The sequence below is a fragment of the Kitasatospora sp. NPDC057542 genome, from assembly GCF_042801945.1.
GTDB lineage: Bacteria > Actinomycetota > Actinomycetes > Streptomycetales > Streptomycetaceae > Kitasatospora.
The window spans coordinates 1-3,696 of the sequence record NZ_JBHVFE010000662.1; the positions used below are offsets into that span (position 1 = coordinate 1).

Annotated in this window: 3 protein-coding genes and 1 pseudogene; 1 reads left to right on the forward strand and 3 read right to left on the reverse strand. The window is 71.5% G+C overall.

What is annotated here, in order from left to right:
* The first annotated feature begins 422 nt into the window (after positions 1 to 422).
* Positions 423 to 686, forward strand: coding sequence for a DUF6585 family protein (locus tag ACFU7Y_RS41685; RefSeq protein WP_224279235.1), 264 nt, complete (start codon positions 423 to 425; stop codon positions 684 to 686).
* Between the two features lie 40 nt (positions 687 to 726).
* On the opposite strand, the pseudogene ACFU7Y_RS41690 reads toward ACFU7Y_RS41685, so the two are convergent.
* From ACFU7Y_RS41690 to ACFU7Y_RS41700, 3 genes and pseudogenes are all read right to left on the reverse strand, one after another.
* A pseudogene (locus tag ACFU7Y_RS41690) lies at positions 727 to 849 on the reverse strand (flavodoxin family protein); the annotation flags it as partial.
* 363 nt (positions 850 to 1,212) lie between these two features.
* On the reverse strand, positions 1,213 to 2,580 hold the full coding sequence (locus ACFU7Y_RS41695) for a hypothetical protein (protein ID WP_380771627.1): 1,368 nt from the start codon (positions 2,578 to 2,580) through the stop codon (positions 1,213 to 1,215).
* 383 nt (positions 2,581 to 2,963) lie between these two features.
* Positions 2,964 to 3,269, reverse strand: coding sequence for an RICIN domain-containing protein (locus tag ACFU7Y_RS41700; protein WP_380771629.1), 306 nt, complete (start codon positions 3,267 to 3,269; stop codon positions 2,964 to 2,966).
* Positions 3,270 to 3,696: the final 427 nt, after the last annotated feature.

Below are 3,696 nucleotides of genomic sequence, written 5' to 3' on the forward strand. Positions count from 1 at the left end.
GGTCTCGCTGAGTCCGGTGGTCGGATCGCGGTCGGTTGAAGCGTCGGTTCTGCATCCGCTCGTCTCATCGCCGATCCGCACGACGCTGTGCACGTCTATCCGTACCCGGCTGAGCACTTCAACGAGTACGCGGACACCAGCCCTCCGGCGCGTCCAGGAACGAGGCCCTGGCCGCGACTTGTCAGGGAGGCGACCCGGGCCTGCGATCACAAGCTACCGACGCCCCCACCCCAGCCCCTACGGACACTCCGCCCACGCCCACCAGGTCACCCGATCAGTGGCTCCCAATCTCGCCGGACTGGCTCCCGAACTCGCCGAAGAACACCCGCCACGGTCGAGTACACCACCGCCACGAACGGCCTAGACCTGGCTCTCATTCACACCGGAGCAGTGGCTCTCATATGACCCGACAAAATCAGGCCGTGACCGACGCGCAGCTGACGGACGCGATCACCGCGCTCCGGGCAGGAAAGACCCTGTCGTTCGGCAGCTTCCAGGTGAGCTGGACCGGCCTGGAAACGGGGCGAAGGCGGGCCCCCTGGTCGCAGGTGGAGGGCGTCGGAACGAGGCGGGGACTCGTGCGCATCGAGGTCGTCGGGAAGCGGGCGGGGCTGTCCGGCGACCCGGTTCGGATATTCCCGAACCTGCAGCTCTTCACCGCGCTGGTCGAGCGACTACGCGGATAGCCGACAACCGAGATCGCTCCCGGCCAAACCGGCCTCCGAGTCAGCGGTGTTCCGGGTTCTCGAAGTCGAAGCGGCAGCCGGCGTCCCACTCGGAGCGCCGGTTGCCGTGGGCCGGGATGCCGCCGGTGTCCTTGAGCATGCGGGCGAGGTGAAGCTGGTTCCAGGGAGAGGATCGTCACCGGGCGCCACACGGTGCGCAGGTCGCGCGGGGACAGCTCCTCGGCGAAGGCGTACAGCAGCGGCGACAGGAGCACCGTGCCGATCACCTGTGGCGGGACGTGCAGGGCGGGGAGCCCGGGTATCAGCACCACCCCGATCCCCGCCAGGACCAGCAGCGACGGCGCGGGAACGCGCAGGCGCCGCGCGAAGGTGGCCACGGCCGTGGCCAGGACCACCACGACCTTCCTGGCACACCTGTAGCCATCTTATCGGAGCACTATCGGAGAACGGCAGGGCAGAACCACGCGACACCGGACTGTGGTTGAGGGAAGGGCGAGTCGGACACCGACGGCCCCGGCCGCCTCTGTCAGGAGAACTCGCGCAGGCGCGGCCGAACGCCGAGCGCGGTCAGGGCGAGCGCCGCCACCAGCGCCGCCGCGCCGAGGCCGGCGGTGGTGACGCCGAGGTCGCCGTCGGTGTCGGAGACGGCGCCGTCGAAGGCACGCTGGTTGATGGCCTGGTCGTCGTCCAGGGCGGCGCCGAGCGTCCCGAAGTCCGCGTTGGACTGGCCCGGGGTGAGGCCGGTGTCGTAGGTGACGGCCTCCTTGAGCCTGCCCTCGGCGTTCAGCGCGCGGATCTTCCGGTCGTCGCGCTGGTACTGCTGGAAGGCGGCCAGCACCCGTTCCGCAGCGTCCTGTTCACCGGGGAAGGTGATGTTGCGCAGTTCGTCGCCGACGTACCCGCCGAACCCCACCTGACCGTGGTCGGCCCGGTGCCGGTCGGCCAGTGCGGCGAGCCGGTCGTTGTACGTGGTGAGGGTGGCGCCGTCGATCCGGGCGAAGGCCTGGGTCTTGTCGAGGAAGCTCTGCTCGTAGGCCGCCGCCCGGGCGGGGTCGGTGAGGTAGCGGCTCTCGTCGGCGTTGAGGTCGTACGCCACCGAGCGAGCCCGGCTGAGGGCGATCACGGAGTCGAAGGAGTTGCTCTTCGCGACCACCAGCTGGTGGTCCGCCCGGGACGTCAGCGCCAGCGCGGTGGCCAGGCCGACGGCGGTGAGGAGCGTGGTGACGGCCAGCGGCACGTTCACCCGCCGCCGGAAGCGCACGGCGAGCACCCTCTGCAGCAGCCCGAGCGCGACCAGCACGACCAGACCGATGAGCAGGATCCACCACCAACCGTCCGCCAGGGCGTCACGCTGGTCGGTGTAGTTGCGTTCCACGACGACCGCGTTGGCCTTCGTCACCTCGTCGACGGCCGGCAGCAGGCGCTGGCGCAGCAGGTCGGTGGCCTGCCGGTAGGCCGCGAGGGCCTCCGCCGAGGGGCGGCCGACCGGGGCGTGGGCCTGGTCCTCCAGCAGCTGGGCACGGGCCACCAGGGCCTCGTAGCGGCCGAGTTCACCGATCACCGTCTGCACGGCCCGCTGTCCTGACTGGTCACCCGCCACCGCCTCCGCGACGCTCTGCAGGTCGGTGTCGGCCTGGGTGCGCCGCTGTTCGTAGGTGTCCAGGGTCTGCGTGCGCAGTGTCGTGTAGTCCGGATCGGCACCGAACAGCAGCAGGTCGGCGGCCTGGGCGTCCATGTCATTGAGCGCGAAGTACAGGTCCGCCGAGCGCACCACCTGCGGGGCGGCCCGGTGGCCGATGACGTCCGTGCCGTCCCTGGCCCCGCCCAGGACGACGGCGGTCACCGCTCCGGCGGCGAGCAGCGCCGCGAGGCAGAGGCCGGTGAGCCCGCGCACCAGGCGCGGGGTGTTCCGCCAGGCCCGACTGCGCCAGGCGCCGCCCGGCCGGTGACGGGGGCGCGCGGCCCGGGAAGTGGTACGGCTGTCTCCTGTCGTGCCGTCTCCGACGCGACCGTGTTCCCCACGACCGCCGTACCGCCCGACGTACCCGTTGGCATCGCCGCGCGCCCCCTCCCCCTGTTTTTCACTGGCCGCCGAACCTTCCCCGGAGGAACCCGCCGGGGGTCGGGGTTCGGCCAACGGTCCGCCGCCAGGCCCCACGCCCAGACGGCGAACCGTTTCCTCACAGCTCACGCTAGGTTCGGCCGAACGCACGTCCGACCGCTCTGACGCGTTCTTGACGCTGCCCGCGGCCATCTTGACGGGGCATTGGCGGTGCTTCAGCCGGTGATCGTCCACTGCTGCTCGGCGGACCCGTCACAGGTCCACACGCCGAGCGCCTTCCGGTCCTCGTGGTAGGTCAGGCAGTCCTGGTCGCTGATCCTGATCTGGTAGGCGTCACCCGTGATGTTCAGGACCTCCCACTTCTGCTCCGGGCTCCCCTTCCAGCCGTTGACGTCGGCGAAGTAGGTGCCGGTGTTCTCGGTGAGCTCCGGGCCGAGGCCGTTGGTGATCCGGTAACGGCCGCCGCCGGCATCCTTGAACGTCCAGCGGGAGTCGGCGCCGCCGGGCTTGCCGGCGATCACCGCCGAGCCCGGGGCGTCGTCGGCGGCAACGGCGCTGACGCCGTTGACCGTCCGCAGGAAGACTGGGGTGTCAAAGCGGCGGGCGGGCCGAGCCGGACGGCTTGCCCGGCTCGGCAGGCTCGCCGCCCTTGGGCACGGCGGGGACGACAGGGACGGCGGGGACGACAGGGACGACAGGGACGACAGGGACGACAGGGACGACAGGGACGACAGGGACGGCCGGCGACGCCGGCCTGCCGGGCTGCCGGCCTGCCGGGCTGCATCAGGGTGGCGGACGGGACCGCGCTGGTCAGCGTCCGCTGGAGCCGTAGGCCGAATGGATGGGGCACCGACCCGGAACGCGCGATCCCCCGCCGTCCCGGATTCCGGACATGCCACGGCCCCTGGGGCCCGCCGTCCGCACAGCCTGACGACGGACCCCAGGCTG